General features: G+C 63.4%; 16 protein-coding genes. 9 read left to right on the top strand and 7 right to left on the bottom strand.

What is annotated here, in order from left to right:
• Positions 1–201 precede the first annotated feature (201 nt).
• Positions 202–645 carry a carboxymuconolactone decarboxylase family protein gene (locus AC1IN8_RS15670; RefSeq protein WP_479759534.1) on the bottom strand — a complete coding sequence of 148 codons (444 nt, stop codon included), beginning with the start codon at positions 643–645 and terminating at the stop codon, positions 202–204.
• A gap of 119 nt (positions 646–764) precedes the next feature.
• Here AC1IN8_RS15670 and AC1IN8_RS15665 point away from each other — a divergent pair, with 119 nt between their 5' ends.
• On the top strand, positions 765–1,673 hold the full coding sequence (locus AC1IN8_RS15665) for a LysR family transcriptional regulator (RefSeq protein WP_319913328.1): 909 nt from the start codon (positions 765–767) through the stop codon (positions 1,671–1,673).
• Positions 1,674–1,760: 87 nt separating this feature from the next.
• On the opposite strand, the gene AC1IN8_RS15660 is transcribed toward AC1IN8_RS15665, so the two are convergent.
• The 3 genes from AC1IN8_RS15660 to AC1IN8_RS15650 all read right to left on the bottom strand — a co-directional run bounded on the left by AC1IN8_RS15660 (position 1,761) and on the right by AC1IN8_RS15650 (position 3,626).
• Positions 1,761–2,090, bottom strand: coding sequence for a DUF3634 family protein (locus AC1IN8_RS15660; RefSeq protein WP_162519194.1), 330 nt, complete (start codon positions 2,088–2,090; stop codon positions 1,761–1,763).
• 93 nt (positions 2,091–2,183) lie between these two features.
• A complete protein-coding gene (locus AC1IN8_RS15655; protein ID WP_319916559.1) occupies positions 2,184–3,152 on the bottom strand; it encodes a nucleoside hydrolase in 969 nt (322 codons plus the stop codon).
• Positions 3,153–3,323: 171 nt separating this feature from the next.
• Positions 3,324–3,626 (bottom strand): DUF3861 domain-containing protein, encoded by a 303-nt coding sequence (locus AC1IN8_RS15650; RefSeq protein ID WP_479759532.1) that lies wholly within the window; start codon positions 3,624–3,626, stop codon positions 3,324–3,326.
• Positions 3,627–3,707: 81 nt separating this feature from the next.
• Here AC1IN8_RS15650 and AC1IN8_RS15645 point away from each other — a divergent pair, with 81 nt between their 5' ends.
• Both AC1IN8_RS15645 and AC1IN8_RS15640 read left to right on the top strand, forming a co-directional pair.
• Positions 3,708–4,130, top strand: a complete 423-nt coding sequence (locus AC1IN8_RS15645; RefSeq protein WP_479759530.1) for a MarR family winged helix-turn-helix transcriptional regulator — start codon at positions 3,708–3,710, stop codon at positions 4,128–4,130.
• A gap of 137 nt (positions 4,131–4,267) precedes the next feature.
• Complete coding sequence (locus AC1IN8_RS15640) at positions 4,268–4,828, top strand: HutD family protein (protein WP_319913324.1); 561 nt, start codon at positions 4,268–4,270, stop codon at positions 4,826–4,828.
• A 12-nt stretch (positions 4,829–4,840) separates the two neighbouring features.
• Here AC1IN8_RS15640 and AC1IN8_RS15635 read toward each other — a convergent pair whose 3' ends face one another.
• Both AC1IN8_RS15635 and azu read right to left on the bottom strand, forming a co-directional pair.
• Positions 4,841–5,044 (bottom strand): hypothetical protein, encoded by a 204-nt coding sequence (locus AC1IN8_RS15635; protein ID WP_202046734.1) that lies wholly within the window; start codon positions 5,042–5,044, stop codon positions 4,841–4,843.
• 202 nt (positions 5,045–5,246) lie between these two features.
• Entirely contained in the window at positions 5,247–5,687 is a 441-nt protein-coding gene (gene azu, locus AC1IN8_RS15630; protein WP_202046735.1) for an azurin, read from the bottom strand.
• A gap of 302 nt (positions 5,688–5,989) precedes the next feature.
• On the opposite strand from azu, the gene AC1IN8_RS15625 reads away from it, so the two are divergent.
• Entirely contained in the window at positions 5,990–7,027 is a 1,038-nt protein-coding gene (locus AC1IN8_RS15625; protein ID WP_479759528.1) for an FAD:protein FMN transferase, read from the top strand.
• A 42-nt stretch (positions 7,028–7,069) separates the two neighbouring features.
• On the opposite strand, the gene AC1IN8_RS15620 is transcribed toward AC1IN8_RS15625, so the two are convergent.
• Entirely contained in the window at positions 7,070–7,495 is a 426-nt protein-coding gene (locus tag AC1IN8_RS15620) for an Hsp20/alpha crystallin family protein (protein ID WP_139436372.1), read from the bottom strand.
• 257 nt (positions 7,496–7,752) lie between these two features.
• On the opposite strand from AC1IN8_RS15620, the gene AC1IN8_RS15615 reads away from it, so the two are divergent.
• The 5 genes from AC1IN8_RS15615 to AC1IN8_RS15595 all read left to right on the top strand — a co-directional run bounded on the left by AC1IN8_RS15615 (position 7,753) and on the right by AC1IN8_RS15595 (position 16,081).
• Positions 7,753–9,399, top strand: a complete 1,647-nt coding sequence (locus tag AC1IN8_RS15615) for a response regulator (RefSeq protein WP_479759525.1) — start codon at positions 7,753–7,755, stop codon at positions 9,397–9,399.
• A gap of 59 nt (positions 9,400–9,458) precedes the next feature.
• On the top strand, positions 9,459–10,421 hold the full coding sequence (locus AC1IN8_RS15610; RefSeq protein ID WP_479759523.1) for an ion channel: 963 nt from the start codon (positions 9,459–9,461) through the stop codon (positions 10,419–10,421).
• Positions 10,422–10,674: 253 nt separating this feature from the next.
• Positions 10,675–11,481 carry an exodeoxyribonuclease III gene (gene xthA, locus AC1IN8_RS15605; RefSeq protein WP_139436366.1) on the top strand — a complete coding sequence of 269 codons (807 nt, stop codon included), beginning with the start codon at positions 10,675–10,677 and terminating at the stop codon, positions 11,479–11,481.
• Between the two features lie 271 nt (positions 11,482–11,752).
• The gene (locus AC1IN8_RS15600; protein ID WP_265435379.1) at positions 11,753–12,952 is read left to right on the top strand and encodes an efflux RND transporter periplasmic adaptor subunit; all 1,200 of its coding nucleotides are present in this window, start codon (positions 11,753–11,755) and stop codon (positions 12,950–12,952) included.
• Positions 12,953–12,961: 9 nt separating this feature from the next.
• A complete protein-coding gene (locus AC1IN8_RS15595; RefSeq protein ID WP_427232393.1) occupies positions 12,962–16,081 on the top strand; it encodes an efflux RND transporter permease subunit in 3,120 nt (1,039 codons plus the stop codon).
• Positions 16,082–16,429: the final 348 nt, after the last annotated feature.

The raw sequence follows: 16,429 nt of genomic DNA, 5'->3' as shown, positions 1-16,429 counted from the left end.
ATGCACAGGCGCCCTCGCCATTCCTTGATCTGGATGCGTATATTCCGAGGGGAAATAAAAAAATAATTAATCAAACGAATGTATGATTAACTTCCCGGGACCGAGAGAAGCGCAGAAGGGGTTGCCCTGTCTGGGGCTCGCCATGAAAAACAGGCCTCATGTAAGGCCCGTTTAAGACGACATCCCACCACGGGGTCTCCCTCAGGGGTGCTTATGCTCCATTTGGGTCGCCACAGCGATGCGGTTCCAGGCATTGATGGTGACCACCTGCATCAGGCACTGGGCCAGCAGGGTTTCCCCCAGCAGGGCCAGGGCCTGTTGGTAGGTCTCCTCGGTGAGCCCTCGCTCGCCGATCAGGGTCACCTCGTCGGTCAGGGCCAGCACGGCCCGCTCCCGCTCATCGAACAGCGGGGATTCGCGCCAGGCGGACAGCGCCAGCAAGCGCTGGGGGCTGTCGCCGTGATTCATCGCCACCTCGGCGTGCATCTCGATGCAGTAGGCGCAGCCATTGAGCATGGAGGCCCGCAGCTTGATGAGCTCCTTGAGCGACAGGGGAATGTCGGTGCCGCCGAGATAGGTTTCCAGCCCCCGCATGGCCTGGATGGCGGCGGGGATCTGGCTGGCGAGCTGGATACGACGGGACATGGCAAGACTCCTTGGATGAGCGCCCCCATGGGCGATGAGCACATTGTTCATGCTTTCATCCATGGATAGAATACCGCCACAACCTGCAACAGTTTTGCATTTACCGCAAAGGTATACCCATGCTGGATCGCGTCCGTATCCTGGCTCAGGTGGTGGAGTCGGGGAGTTTCTCCCGGGCCGCCCGCGCCCTCAACCTGGCCCCCTCCTCGGTGACCCGCACCATAGATGCGCTGGAGCAACAGCTGGGGATCCCCCTGTTCAAGCGCAGCACCCGCCAGCTGGTGCTGACCGAGCAGGGGGAGTACTTCCTGGCCCGCTCGGTGCGCCTGCTGGAGGAGGCGGATCAGCTGGTGCAATCCCTGCAACCCCTGCCGGTGGCGCCAGAGGGCCCGCTTCGGGTCTCGGTGTTCGAGAGCTTCGGCACCACCTGGCTGGCGCCGCGCCTGCCGGCCTTCCTGGCCCGCTACCCCGGGGTGCGGCTCGAGATCGAGCTCGACAACCGGCTGGTGGATCTCGACGCCGAAAACGTGGACCTGGCGGTGCGCATCGGGCGCCCCGTGGACAGCGGCCTCCATAGCCGCCATCTGCTCACCAACCGGACCCTGCTGGTCGCCTCCCCCGCCTATCTGGCCCGCCACGGCGAGCCCGCCCATCCCGATGAGCTGGCGCACCACAACTGCCTCATCCGCGGCCATGGCCGTCAGCGCCAGCACTGGTATTTCCGGCAAGGGGCGCAGCGGCACAGGGTCGCGGTGCGGGGCAACCTCGCCTCGGTCGGCGGCACGCCGCTGCTGTGCGCGGCCGAGGCGGGCGCCGGCATACTGCTGCTGTCGAGCTGGATGGTGCAGCAGGGGCTGGACAGCGGCACCCTGCTGCCACTGCTGCCCGGATGGCAGGCCTCTCCGTACGAGGATCGTCATGACGAGATCCATGCGGTGTTTAGGGGCGGCCGCTTCCTGAAGCCCCAGACCCGCGCCTTCATCGACTTTCTGATCGAGGTGATGGCGCCCTTGCAAGGGCCACGCTGATAGCGGCGCGCTCTGACCTGAGGGAAAAGCAGACGCCGGGCAGAGTGCCCGGCGCTGGAAGTGAACGACAGCGTCAACAGAACGCGGTCAGCGAGAGTTGCGCCCATCCGGGGTCTGGGCCGCGCCCCTGTAGTCCCCGTAAGGGAATACGTTGCGCAGGCGCTGGGCCACGGGCTCCGGGATGGAGCGGGAGAAGACCAGCCTGACACCGTTGCCATCGCGCTGACCCAAGATGCGCCCCCGGACCGGCTCCTGCTGCAGGATCTGCTTGGCCTGGGCCAGGAAGCGCGGCGGCACCGAGCCTCGCTTCACCTGCACCTTGCCAGGGGCAAGCCTGATCTCGAACAGGGCGCCCCGCCCCAGCGTCATCAACCACCCTATCAGGGCGATCGCCACCAACAACGACAACCAGGCCATCTATCTCTCCCTTTGCCAGCCTTGATGTGCGTCAGTATATGTGGCGGCGGTCGGCGAGGAGTGGGCGGACATCACGTTTTGCCCATCCCCGTCTCAGCAATCCTTGCCCCAGGCCACCAGGGTGTCGCGATAGAGCGCCAGCAGGGCCTGATCCCGTACCGCCACCCCGACCCGCTGGGCCGGGCAGCCCGCCCACTCATCGTGGGGGTGGGACTTGCCGTCGAACTTCTGCAGGGTGTGGCCGATGGCGGGGCCATGGTCGATGACCCGCACCGGTCCCTCCCGCAGGGTGAACAGCTCGGGATCGATCACGTAGGCGATGGCGGAGGGATCGTGCACGTGGCAACCATTGAGGCCGATGCGCTCGGAATAGAAGCGCAGGTAGAAGCGGCTCACCGCCCACAGGAAGCGCCCGGGCTCACCGGCGTCGTCCCGCAGGGCATCCAGGTAGGCACTGCTGAAGAAGCTCTGCTGGGTCACGTCCAGCCCGATGATCACCACGGGCCAGGGGGCGGTGAACACCCGATCGGCCGCCTCGGGATCGTCGTGAATGTTGGCCTCGGCATAGGGGGTCACGTTGCCGCGATGGCCGTTGACGCCAAAGGCGCCCCCCATCACCACCACCTGCTTCACCAGCGAGGTGATCTCGGGGGCGGCCTCGAGCGCCAGCGCCAGGTTGGTCAGCGGCCCGATGGTCACCAGGGTGATCTCGCCGGGGTTGGCCTTCACCGTCTCGACTATGTATTGCCAGGCCGGGCGGGGATCCGGGGTCAGGGTCACCTCCCCCGCCTCCACGTCCCCCAGCCCGCTCGGGCCGTGCACCACTGTCGTCGGCCCCACGGGCTCGCGCAGCAGCGGCGCGGCGGCGCCCTGGGCCACCTCTGCCTTCATGCCGTATTTCTGCTTGAGCCAGAGGGCGTTGCGGGTCCCGTTCTCTATGGTGGCATTGCCAAACACAGTAGTGATGGCGAGCAAGTCGATGGCGGGGTGGGCCTCGGCAAAGAGTATTGCCATGGCGTCGTCGATACCGGGATCGGTATCCAGAATGATCTTGTGGGTCATGGGGCCTCCATACGGCAGAAGTGCCAGTGTAGCGACCCCGGGCCCGATTAACAGCGTCAGGATCACAGCCTCGGGGTTTCATCTGCCTCAAGCATGCTGGCGTCATGACAAAAACCGGGCTGCGCCATGGCGGGCACGAGCCCCTCCCTTGCCTTCCGGATCAGGCTGACATCACTGCCGGGACGGCTCTATCTCGGCCTCCTGTCCCCTGGCCGTGCGTTTCAGCTGCCCCATGAACTGCTTGAAATGGGGGAGAAACCCCTTGAACAGCTCCTCTTTGCGATGCTGCATCATCACTTCGCCGAACAGCTTCAACCCGACGATAAACGCCTGATGTTCCTGCTCCGACATGGGCAGCTTCCCCTTGCTGAGCGCCAGGATGGCAAATATGTCGTCGTGATTCTGGCAATCGAACTGCAACGGGGGCACCTCGCGGTCCAGCGCCTGGACCTGTACACGATACGGGTGTGGCATCTTTCATCTCCTCTCGGGCTGGGCTTTTGCCCACATGGTTGATAAAATCAATTAAACCAATTTAAGTTGACTTTATCAACCATGAACCTGTCAAACCGTCTCTTCCGGATCCTCGATCACTACAGAATCGCCCTGACGCAGCATTTTCGGGCACAGCAGATCGCCCTTAGCCCCCTCCATTACAAGGTGCTGCAACTGATCCACGCACAGGATCCGGCCACACCACAGCTCATCGCACAGCTGACGGGCCGCGACAAGGCACAGGTGACACGCCTGCTGCAGGAGATGGAGAGACAGGGGATGATAGAGAAACGGCCCCATCCGACGGATAAACGCAGCATCTGTCTGGCCTTGACCCCGCTGGCCTGCGAGCGCGTCAGCCAGGGGGAGCAGCTGGCCGCATTGCTCGACGAGCGGTTGTGCTCCCTGCTGGAACCGGCAGAGGTAGAGCAGTTGCAGCAACTGCTGGGCAAGATAGAAAAAGGGCTGGGATCAACCGATTAGATCCAACACCTGCATCAAGGGCTCCATTGCCTGATTTGTGGCCAACCAGCACGGCCCCCGCTGACGCCGCCTTGTGAGCCACTCCCGGAGATGGTATCACTGGCCCCTCTCTCCCCACTCCTCGCCGAGGCGCCAACGTGATCACCCTGATTAAAGAGTCTGACCAGCTGAAGATGCCCTGGAAAAACAGGCAGGGCACCACGGCCCAGATCCTTGTCTCCCCCCCGGGCTCGAGCCTGGAGAAGCTCGACTTTGACTACCGGCTTAGCTCTGCCCCCATCAAGGCGGCGGGCCCCTTCTCCAAATTTCCCGGTTATCAGCGCATCCTGCTGCCCGTCAGCGGCGCCGGTTTCGTGCTCAACGGCCACCCCTATGCCACCTTCGAGGCGGCCCATTTCAGCGGGGATGACGAGACCCACTGCGAGCTGCTGAAAAAAGAGGTGACGGATCTGGGGCTCATCTACGACCCGGCGCGCATCGGCGCCAACGTGCGGGTGCTCAATGTGCCCTTCCCCCTGACCCTCACCCTGGAGGCGGACAAGACCTACCTCTGCCACCTGCTGAGCGGCCAGCTGACGGTGGCAGGCCAGGCAGTGGCCATCAACGAGACCCTGGTGGTGCAGGGGGAGGAGAGCATCCACTTCGAGTGCGGCAAGAAGACCACCCTCGCTTTCTTTACCCTGCAGCCCATCGGCTGATCAGGCATACCGTCAGCGTTTGGGGGCTCGTCCCCCGCTGTCGAGACAGGCCTGCATGGAGTCGTAGGGGGTGTAGTGCTTGGTGCGACTGTAGTAGGTGCCGCCCTGGGGATGGCAGATGCCGCTTCTGCTCTTCTTGACCGGGGGCTCCGCTGCCAGCGCGATGGCGCATACCAGCAGCAGGCAACCGCTGATCACCCATTTCATGGCTTTCATGACGACCTTGGTTCCTCTTGGGCAGGCCTATCAGGCCCGAAAGGAGCCTATCTTACCCTCTTCCGTCCCCACTCCCCCCGCGCCGGATCATAAAACGGCGCGCAATACCGCCCTCATGGGCATCCAACGGATGCCGCAATCACGGCAAGCGGGCACAAAAAAGCCGGGATATCCCGGCTTTTTCCTGTCAGGCCAGCGCGGCTCAACCGACCTTGAAGGCCCCCTTCATCATGGCGAAGTGGCCGGGGAAGGAGCAGAAGAAGGTGAGATCCTTGCCCGCCAGCCCGTCGGTCTTGAAGGTGACGCTGGTGCTCTCGCCGCCCCCCACCAGCTTGGTGTGCGCCAGGATACGGGCGTCGTCCTTGGGCAGGTAGTCGTGATCTGCGCCTGCGCTCATGCCCGCGGTGGCGACGGCCTGATAGTCGGCGGTGTTGGCCAGCACCCAGTTGTGACCCATGTTGGCCACCGGCAGCTTGCCCGTGTGATTGAGGGTGACAGTCACCTCCTTGCAGGTGGCCGGCACGCTCATCTCTTTGAGGTTGTACTGCATGGCGTCATTGCCTTCGATGACCAGGGCGCACTCATCGGCCAGCGCCGGGGCAGCCAGGGAACTCAGAAGCAGCAGGGTTAACACCTTTTTCATCATCTTCTCCTTTGATTGGCGAGGAATGGCAACACCCTTGTCTGGCGAATCGCACGTCGACACGCAAAGATGCTGTCATGATCGATCTTCATTGTACCCAAATGTCACCGAAGGGCTGCCGCTTTTGCTCAAAGCTGCGGACCAGGTCACTCCCCGAGTCCATTGAACTGTGGAACAAATCGGCCGGCTTCACCCCCAGCGCGGCTTAATTATTTTCACCCGGACCCGGCCCCCGGGGCTCGTCAATGGCGGCGCCCTTGGCTAAGCTGCTCCCCCGTCGATGACTCCCGCGAGAATGCAAGATGAAGACCCTCTCCCTGGCCCCCCGCGGCCTGCTGCTCTCCCTGATGCTGCTGTTGACCGCCTGTCAGCCGGCGCCGACCCAGACCCGCATTCAGGGCAACACCATGGGCACCTACTATGCGGTGACCCTGAGCGACCCCTTCCCCGGCGGCCAGGCCGCGCTGCAGAGCGAGGTCGATGCCCTGCTGGCGCGCATCAACCAGGAGATCTCCACCTATGATCCTGGCTCCCTCATCTCCCGCTTCAACCAGGATGCGGGCAAGGCCCCCATGCCCATACCGGCCAGCATGGCCAGGATAGTGCAGCAGGGCATGGATGCGGGGCGCCTCACCCAGGGCAAGCTGGACGTCACCGTGGGCCCCCTGGTCAACTTGTGGGGCTTCGGGCCGGACAAGCGCCCGGTCAAGCGGCCCACAGCAGAGCAGATCGCCAAGGCGCGGGAGCGGGTCGGCATCGACAAGCTCAGCCTGACGCCGCAAGGGGACCATTTCCTGCTTGGCAAGGTCATCCCCGACCTCTATCTGGATCTCTCTACCCTGGGGGAAGGGGCGGCGTCCGATGACATCGCCGCGCTGCTGGAGCGCAAGGGGGTGCACAACTACCTCGTCGAGGTAGCGGGCGCCGTGCGCAGCAAGGGGCACAACGACAAGGGCAACCCCTGGCGGGTGGCCATCGTCGAGCCCTCGGACAGGCCGGGCGCCATCGAGGACGTGGTCACCCCGAACGGCATGGCCCTGAGCACCGCTGGCAGCTACCGCAACTATTACGAGCTCGATGGCCGGCGCTATTCCCACATCATAGATCCCGCCACCGGCGAGCCCGTCACCCACAAGCTGGTCTCCGCCAGCGTCATCACCCCCACCGCGCTCGAGGCCGACGCCCTCGACACCGCCCTCATGGTGATGGGGCCCGAGCAGGCGATGGCCTTTGCCACCGAGCACAAGCTGGCGGTCTATCTCATCGAGAAGACGCCCACGGGCTTTGCGGCGCGCCACACCCCTGAGTTTGCTCCCTACCTGGTGCGCAGCCAGCCATGAACGACGAGGCCCCGCAATGCGGGGCCTTTTCATGACGGCGCGCTATTCGATGGGGACGCGATGGGGCGCCGGGGTGACCGCCTGCTTGGGCAGTTGCAACGTGAGGATGCCGTTCTCGAAGCGGGCGCTGACCTTATCTGGCGCCACCTCCACCGGCAGCTCGACGGTGCGCGACACGCTGCCATAGTAGCGTTCGCTGCGCAGGGATCTCTCCTCCTTGCTCTGACTGTCGTGCTGGCGGATCTCTGCCTTCAGGGTCACCAGCTTGCCGTGCACGTCCACGTGGATGTCCTCCTTGGCCACCCCGGGCAGCTCGGCCTGCAGCAGGTAACCGCCGTCGCTCTCCCTCAGATCCAGCGTGATCCGGCTGGGCAGGGGATCCCCGTGCAGGGGCCGGATGTAGAAGCCGGAGGCCATGTCGTGGAACAGGTCATCAAACAGGCTGGTGCGGCTCGGTAGCAAACTCATTTGATTCCTCCTTGTGGTGCGGGTGATGTCTGCAGATCGCCGGGATCTGCCTCCCTTCAAGTCTAAAAACCGGGTCGAACCGCGCCACTGCCATCTCGCGTCCGGTTGACGAAGATCAAGGGCGCACCATGATTTTTTTGCGGACTGCCTCTTGCCCTGGCGGGAAAAACGGGGCCCCTTCCCATGTTCAATTGCCTGTCTGCGGACTTTGGTGGCACACTTCTTCCACCAGCCCGCAGCGCCTCGATGCAAGACAGATGCAGACACCGGATCCCGCACCAGAGAAGAAAGCCCAGCCCAAACCCAGGCGCATCCTGCTGGTCAACGAGCAGCGATCTTTTCAGATGATGATGAAGGCGATGCTGATCAACATCGGCATCAACCGCATCACCTACATCAATTCCGCCGACGAGGCGCGCCGCCGCTGCCAGAAGGAGAGCTTCGACATCTATCTGCTGGACTACGAGCTGGGAGCGGGCGAGAACGGTCGCCAGTTGCTGGAGAGCCTGCGGGACCAGCAGCTGATCCCGCCCCAGAGCGTGGTGATCATGGTCAGCAGCGACAGCTCCCGCGCCATGGTGCTGAGCGCGCTCGAGGCCGAGCCCGACGAATACCTGATGAAGCCCTTCTCCCAGGAGCAGTTCTCGTTTCGCTTGAAGCGCGCCCTCGCCCGTCGCCAGTCCCTGGAGAGCGTCTTCATCGCCCTCACCCAGAACGATATGCCGGCGCTGATCGAGGCTTGCGCCAGACAGGCCGATGCGGTGCCGCGCTTTGCCAACTTCTGCCGCTGCCTGCAGGCCGACACCCAGCTCAAGCTCGGCCAGGCCAAGGAGGCGCGCAGCCTGATGCGCCAGCTGCTGGCCGCCCAGGAGAACAGCTGGGCCAGATTGACCCTGGGCAAGGCCTGCTACCGGCTGGCACTCTTTGACGAGGCGGTGAGCCACCTGCAGGCGACGCTCAAGAACACCCCCCTGATGGTGGAGGCCCACCTCTGGCTGGCGGAATCCCTGCTCTCCCTTGGCAAGGAGGAGCTGGCCCAGCAGGAGCTGCGCCGGGCGGTGGACATATCCCCCCAGTCGGTGCAGCTCTCCCGCCGGCTGGCAGAGGTGTGCCTGCAGCGCCACGACTACGGCCAGGCCAAGGATGTGCTGCTCGCCCTCATCGACCTGTCGCGCAACTCCATCCACCGCACGCCGCATTATCTCGGGGCCTATATCCAGACCCTCACCTTGTACGCCCTCAACAGCAACGACGGCTATCACATCGCCAACCTGCAAAAGCAGGTGAACTCGGCCCTGTCGCGCATTCGGGATTCCCTGATGATGTCGGAGTTCAACTACCCGGTGTTCGAGCAGATCTGTCAGGCCAGGGTGCGCATCGCCCTGGGGGAGCTGCTCAAGGGCAAGAAGATGCTCTATCGCGCCAACCAGAACTGGCTCGACAAGCCCGAGACCATGCCCCCCGCCCTGCTCGGCGAGACCATACTCGCCCTCTACCAGCTCGGGGAGTTCGAGTACGCCGAGAGCCTGCAATCCCTGCTGGCGGAGGATGAAGACAGGCTGCTCACCACCTGCATCCAGGTGACCCGCGACGACAAGACGGTGCAGGAGCGCCGTCAGCGCTACCAGCAGCTCAACGATCTCGGCATCAAGGCCTACCAGAGCGGGGAGCTGGAGCAGGCCCTAGGCCATTTCCGCGAAGCCCTGCGCCGGGCTCCCGCCAATACCGGCGCCGCCCTCAACAAGATCCAGGTGCTGCTGCAGCTGATGCAGAAGAACCGCAAGAGCCCGGAATTCGGCGCCGAGTGCAAGGAGACCCTGGAGGTGCTGGAGGGTATCCCCCTCAATCCCGCCCAGCAGGATCGCTTTCGCAAGCTGCGCCAGGAATTTAACCAGCTAGCCTAGCCAGCGGCGCCGCTCCCTCACCTATGCTGATACAGACTCAGACAAGGAGGGGCGACAGCATGGGGATGTGCCGATACCTGGTGGCAGATGGCCGCCACTGCAGCGAAGAGGCGGGGGATCACGACCTGTGCCACTGGCACGACCCCCACGCCTCCCACTCGTCACCGGACACGGCCGCGGCGCTGGAGCGCTATGTGCGCCAGGGGGGCCTGTGCCACGGGTTGCAACTGGCCCGCGCCGATCTCGCCGGTCTCAACCTGGTGAACAGAGAGGTGCCCCAGGGATTCCTGCTGGAGCAGTGCAACCTCTATCGCGCTAACCTGAGAGGCGCCCACCTCTTTGGCATTCGCATCAAGGGCGGCAGCCTGATGAAGGCCGACCTCAGCGAGGCCAACCTGCACTGCGCCGAGCTGCATGACGTCAACCTGCTCGGCATCCGCTGGAAGAACACCCGGCTCGACAACCTGGATACCGGCAGGCGCCTGATGCAGGACAGGAAGGGACGACGCGAGCGGGACCCGGTGCAGGCCCGCGTCTGGTTCAAGGAGGCGGAGGAGACCTATCGGGATCTGCGCAAGGCCTCGGAGGCCCAGGGGATCTTCACCATGTCAGGCCGCTACATCCAGCAGGAGCTCACCATGCGCCGCCTGCAGATGCCGTTCTGGTCCTATCACCGCTTCGCCTCCTGGATAGTGGATCTCTTCTGCGGCTACGGCGAGGCCCCCATGCGGGTGGTGCTCTTCTCCCTGCTGCTCATCTTCATCTGCAGCATCTTCTACTTCTTCTGCGGTCTCAACTTCGCGGGCAACCACCTCATCTACCGCCCGGAGGCGACCCTCGAAGAGAACGCCATCTTCCTGCTCGAATGCCTCTACTACAGCGTGGTGACCTTCACCACCCTGGGCTATGGCGACTTCACTCCGGTCGGCCTGTCGCGGATCTTCGCCGCCTTCGAGGCCTTCACCGGCAGCTTCACGCTGGCGCTGTTCGTGGTGGTGTTCGTCAAGAAGATGACCCGCTAAAACCTCTCCACGATCTTGCTGTGAGGCCGCTTCCAGGGCGCATGTGCTGCTCGCTGATGTGTCACCAGGCGCTCTCATGCATACATATACACTCAGGTTCCTGCGCTTCACCTTGCCGGCGACCCCTCGCGACAGATAGTGAACAGGTTCCGATGCAAGTTCAGGAGCGGCACAGGGCGTCCCCCGGAACTTGCATCCAGACCGGATTCCTAGTCCAATAGCGACTAATAAAAACGACATGAGCACCCCGAACATGAAGATCATCTCTTTCAATATCAATGGCCTGCGCGCCCGTCTTCATCAGTTGCAAGCCATCATCGACAAGCACCAGCCGGATGTGATCGGCCTGCAGGAGATCAAGGTGCACGACGAGGCCTTCCCGGTGGCGGACGTGGAGGCCATGGGCTATCACGTGGTGTTCCACGGCCAGAAGGGTCACTACGGGGTCGCCATCATGAGCAAGCAGGCCCCCATCGAGGTGCAGAAGGGGTTCCCCACCGATCCCGAGGATGCCCAGCGCCGCATGATCATGGCCAGCTTCAAACGGGAAGACGGCTCCGTCATCAAGGTGATGAACGGCTACTTCCCGCAAGGGGAGAGCCAGGATCACGAGACCAAGTTCCCGGCCAAGCAGAAGTTCTACGAGGACCTGCAACACTACCTCGAGACCCACCACAGCCCGGACGACCAGATAGCGCTGATCGGGGATATGAACATCTCCCCCACGGATCTCGACATCGGCATCGGCGAGGCGAACCGCAAGCGCTGGCTGCGGGATGGCAAGTGCTCCTTCCTGCCCATAGAGCGGGAGTGGATGGAGCGTCTCAAGGGGTTCGGCCTGACCGACACCTTCCGCGCCGCCAACCCCACCGAGTGCGAGCGCTTCTCCTGGTTCGACTACCGCTCCAGGGGCTTTGACGAGAACCGGGGCCTGCGCATCGACCTCATCATGGCCTCCGACGCCCTCAAGGACAAGGTGACCGAGACCGGCATCGACTACGAGCTGCGCGGCATCGAGAAACCCTCCGATCACGCCCCCATCTGGACCTGCTTCGCCTGATGATCGCCCGCCAGTGGGGGCATCGGGCCCCCACTGGCACTTGCTTGCTCCTTGCTGCCTACCCTTTCACCGTCCCTGTCACAGGCTGTCGCGCCCCTCCTCTCCTCCCGCCGTAAGGACCCGGGCCAACAGCTCAGGTTCAACTTTGTCACTCTATTATTAAAAAACCCTTGTATTGCAAAACGTTAAATGTGCAAACATGTCATTAACAGCCCCCATTGATATCCAAGTTGCACACAACCATAGTGGCTCAACCGGCAGGAGTGTGAAGATGAAGGTTTCAGGCGCCAGGAAAGAAGCATTCAAACGCGGTTTTATGGCCCTGGCACTCGCCAGTGCGCTCACGGGTTGTGGCAACGACAAAAGCACCCAGGCCCAGACACTGCCCCCGGTCCCCGTGGTGGTGGCCACCGTCACCCCTGCCGATGTGCCCCTCACCACCGAAGTGGTCGGCGAGACCGCCGGCTTTCGCGAGATCGATGTGCGCTCCCGGGTCGGCGGCATCCTGCTCAAGCGCACCTATGTGGAGGGCCAGCCGGTCACCGAGGGACAAGAGCTGTTCCTGATCGATCCCGCCCCCTATCAGGCGGCGCTGGAGCAGGCGCAAGGCAGCCTGGCCCAGGAGCAGGCCCGCCTCAACAAGGCCAGGGCAGACAAGGATCGCACCATTCCCCTCTATCGTCGCCAGGTGGTGAGTCGCAAGGACTATGACGACACCATAGCGAACTACGAGGCAACGCTGGCCTCCCTGCAAGCCGCCCAGGCCAAGGTGAAGGAGGCGGCGCTCAACCTCGGTTACACCAGAGTCACGGCCCCCATAGACGGCATGGCGAGCAAGAGTTCACAGTCCGAGGGCAGCCTCATCACCACCAGCGGCGACAGTGGCCTGCTCACTACCATCACCCAGTTCGATCCCCTCTATGTGAACTTCTCCTACTCGGAGCAGGATCGCCTTACCTTCGAGAACTCCCTCAAGAGCGGCAAGCTGCAAGCCCAGGACAGCACTAACTGGCGCACCCATATCCGCCTCGCAGATGGCTCCGTCTATCCCGACGCGGGCAAGATCAACTTCTCGGATAACAGGGTCGATCCCCAGACCGGCACCATTCGTGCCCGCGCCATCTTCGACAACAAGCAAGGCAAGTTGCTGCCCGGCCAGTTCGTGCGCATGACCATAGAACTCGGGGTGCGCAAGAATGCCATCCTGATCCCCGAGCGCGCCATACAGCAAGCCCAGGCCGATCGCATGGTGATGGTGGTCGGTGCCGACAACAAGGTTGAACCTCGTCTGGTCAAGCTCGGCCAGAGTGTCGAGGGCGGCGTCCTGGTCGAAAGCGGCCTCAAGGCGGGAGAACGCTATGTGACCGAAGGCCTGATGAAGGCGCGTCCCGGCGCCACCGTCAAGCCCGTCAGTCCGGAACAGATGAAGGCGATCAGCGCCGAGGTCATCAGTCGCAGCGGCGCTCAGTAAGGAGTTTCTATGTTTTCCAAGTTCTTCATCGAGCGCCCCATCTTCGCCAGCGTGATCTCCATCATCATAGTGCTGGCCGGGCTGGCGGCGATGCGCTCCCTCTCCATCGAGCAGTATCCCCAGATCACCCCACCCGTGGTCTCGGTCACCACCTACTACCCAGGGGCGACCCCGGAAGTGATCGCCAAAACGGTCGCCGCGCCTCTGGAGCAGCAGATCAACGGGGTGGAGGACATGATCTACATGCAGTCCTCCTCCGCCTCCAATGGCCAGATGAACCTCAACGTCTACTTCAAGATAGGGACGGACCCGGATCAGGCCACCATCAACGTCAACAACCGGGTCTCCGCCGCCATGGCGCAGATGCCCGATGACGTCAAACAACAGGGGCTCACGGTACGCAAGAAGTCGACCTCCATCCTCCAGGTCGTCACCCTGGCCTCGCCCAAGGGAACCTTCGATACCACCTACCTCTCCAACTACGCCCTGCTCAACATCATCGATGAGCTCAAGCGCATCCCAGGGGTCGGCGACATCACCTTGTTCGGTGGCACCGACTATGCCATGCGTATCTGGCTGCGGCCGGACCGGCTGGCTCAGCTCGAGCTCACCCCGAGCGACGTGATTGGCGCCATCCGCGAGCAGAACACCCAGTTCGCGGCCGGCAAGATAGGTGCCCAGCCCACCACGGCGCCCATCGACTTCACCTACACGGTGCAGACCAAGGGCCGGCTCGAGGACGTGACCGAGTTCCAGAACATCATCGTCCGCTCCATGCCGGATGGCTCCAAGATCCGTCTGCGGGATGTGGCCAGGGTCGAACTCGGCGGCAAGGACTACGATGTGACCGCCAGCCTCAATGGCAAGCCGGCGGTGGGGATCTTCACCTACCTGCAGCCGGGGGCCAATGCCGTCGCAGTGGCCAACCAGGTCCATGAGACCATGGAGCGCCTCAAGACCCGCTTCCCCCAGGATGTGGATTACCGCATCCCTTACGACACCACAGAGTTCGTGAAGATCTCCATCGAGGAGGTGGTGCACACCCTGTTCGAGGCGATCGTGCTGGTGTTTATCGTGGTCTATCTGTTCCTGCAGAACCTGCGTGCCACCCTGATCCCCTGTATTGCTGTGCCGGTGTCGCTCATCGGCACCTTCGCCGGCATGCTGGTACTGGGCTTCTCCATCAACCTGCTGACCCTGTTCGGCATGGTGCTCGCCATCGGGATAGTGGTGGATGACGCCATAGTGGTGCTGGAGAACGTCGAGCGGATCATGCGCGAGAAGAAGTGCTCCCCCAAGGAGGCGGCCATTCTCGCCATGCAGGAGGTCTCAGGCCCTGTGGTGGCCATAGTGCTGGTGCTCTGCGCCGTCTTCCTGCCGGTCGCTTTCATGGGCGGCATGACGGGGGTGATGTACAAGCAGTTCGCCATCACCATCGCCGTCTCGGTCGCCATCTCGGGTCTGATAGCCCTGACCCTGTCGCCGGCCCTGTGCGCCATCTTGCTCAAAGAGGGCCATCATGAACCCGCCCGCTTCTTCGTCTGGTTCAACCGGATGTTCGACAGCCTCACCGCCCGCTACGTACGCGGGGTGGCCTTCCTCAACCGCCGGGTCGGGGTGGCGTTCACCATCATCGCGGTGATCCTGGTCTCCATCTACGGCCTGCTGATGAAGGTGCCGGGGGAGCTGGTGCCCAACGAAGATCAGGGTTACCTGCTCTCCGCCGTCATGCTGCCGGATGCCGCCTCCCTGACCCGCACCCAGGCGGTGGCCAATCAGTACGACCAGATCGCCATGGCCAACCCTCATGTGCAGGACGTGGTGACCTTCTCCGGCTTTGACATTTTGTCGAGCTCCATCGTCAGCAACCGGGGGGTGAGCTTCCTCCCCCTGAAGTCCTGGGGCGAGCGCGAGGGTGAGGGTCAGGACTCCTTCTCCCTGGCCAAGACACTGCAGGGGCTCAGCGCCATGGGGCAGTCCGATGGTTTCGTCGCCTCCTTCAACCCGCCCCCGATCCAGGGCATGTCCACCACTGGCGGACTGGAGGCCTATCTGCAGAACCGCGGCAGCGGCGATGCGAAATCCTTCGCCGCCGAGGTCGACAGCCTGCTGGAGGCGGCCAAGCAACGCCCCGAACTGGCCAGCGTCACCAGCACCTATCGCGCCAATGTGCCCCAGGTCTTCCTGGATCTCGACCGCGAGAAGGCCAAGGCGCTGGGGCTGCCCATCAACGCCGTGTTCGACACCATGCAGGCCACCTTCGGCCAAGTCTATGTCAACGACTTCAACCAGTTCGGCCGCACCTACCGGGTGCAGTTGCAGTCCGAGGCGGACTACCGCGCCAGGAAGAGCGACATTCGCAACGTCTATGTGCGCTCCAACAAGGGGGATATGATCCCCCTCAGCAGCCTGGTGACGGTGCGTGACACCACGGGTCCCGAGCTGGTGGAGCGTTTCAATATCTTCCAGGCGGCCAAGATCATGGCCCAACCCGCACCGGGCTACAGCTCGGGCCAGGCCATAACCGCACTGGAGGAGGTTGCCAACGACACCCTGGGCAATGAGGCCACCCTGGCCTGGACCGGCTCCGCCTATCAGGAGAAAGAGGCCGCTGGCAGCGCCGGCACCGCGTTCGGTTTCGGCATCCTGATGGTGTTCCTCATCCTGGCGGCCCAGTATGAGCGCTGGACACTGCCGTTTGCGGTGATCACCGCCGTGCCCTTCGCCCTGTTCGGCGCCCTGCTCGCCACCTGGACTGTGGGGCTGACCAACAACGTCTACTTCCAGATAGGGCTGGTGACCCTCGTCGGCCTTGCCGCCAAGAACGCCATCCTCATAGTGGAGTTCGCCGTGATGAAGCACGAGGAGGGAATGAGTCTCCTCGAGTCGGCATTGGAGGCGGCGCGGCTGCGTTTTCGTCCCATCGCCATGACGTCGCTCGCCTTCATCCTCGGCTGTGTGCCGCTGGTGACCTCGAGCGGCGCCGGTGCCGCCAGCCGCCATGCCCTCGGCTGGCCTGTGATAGGCGGCATGCTGGCGGCGACCTTTATCGCCATCTTCTTCATCCCGCTCTTCTTCCGCCTCATCATGAAGCGATCGGAGTCGCGAGCCCAGCCCCCCAAACCCTGACCCTGAGCCCCCGCCCATGCGGGGGCTTTCTTGTTCGCAATCCCGCCATTTCTTAATCCATATCAACTCTTTGGCAGAGGGGGTTTGCCACGCCTTGACCTTCACCTTTCGGCAAGGTTTAGATTCGGCCCATACGTCACAGGAAAGATGCACCATGTTGTCATCGAGATTGCCCACAGAACTCATCGCCCGGCTGTTGCTGGCGTTGTTGCTCGTCTGCAATCTCACCCTCTGCATCAGCTGGCATGGCGCGGCGGCGGGGGGGGGGGGGGGGCGCACCCCACCACCCCCCCCCCCCGCCCCGCCCCCCCCCCCCCCCCCCCCCCCCCCCGGCACGACCCCCCCCCC

The organism is Aeromonas sp. 130281, assembly GCF_056642115.1.
This window is presented reverse-complemented; position numbering and strand designations above follow the sequence as displayed.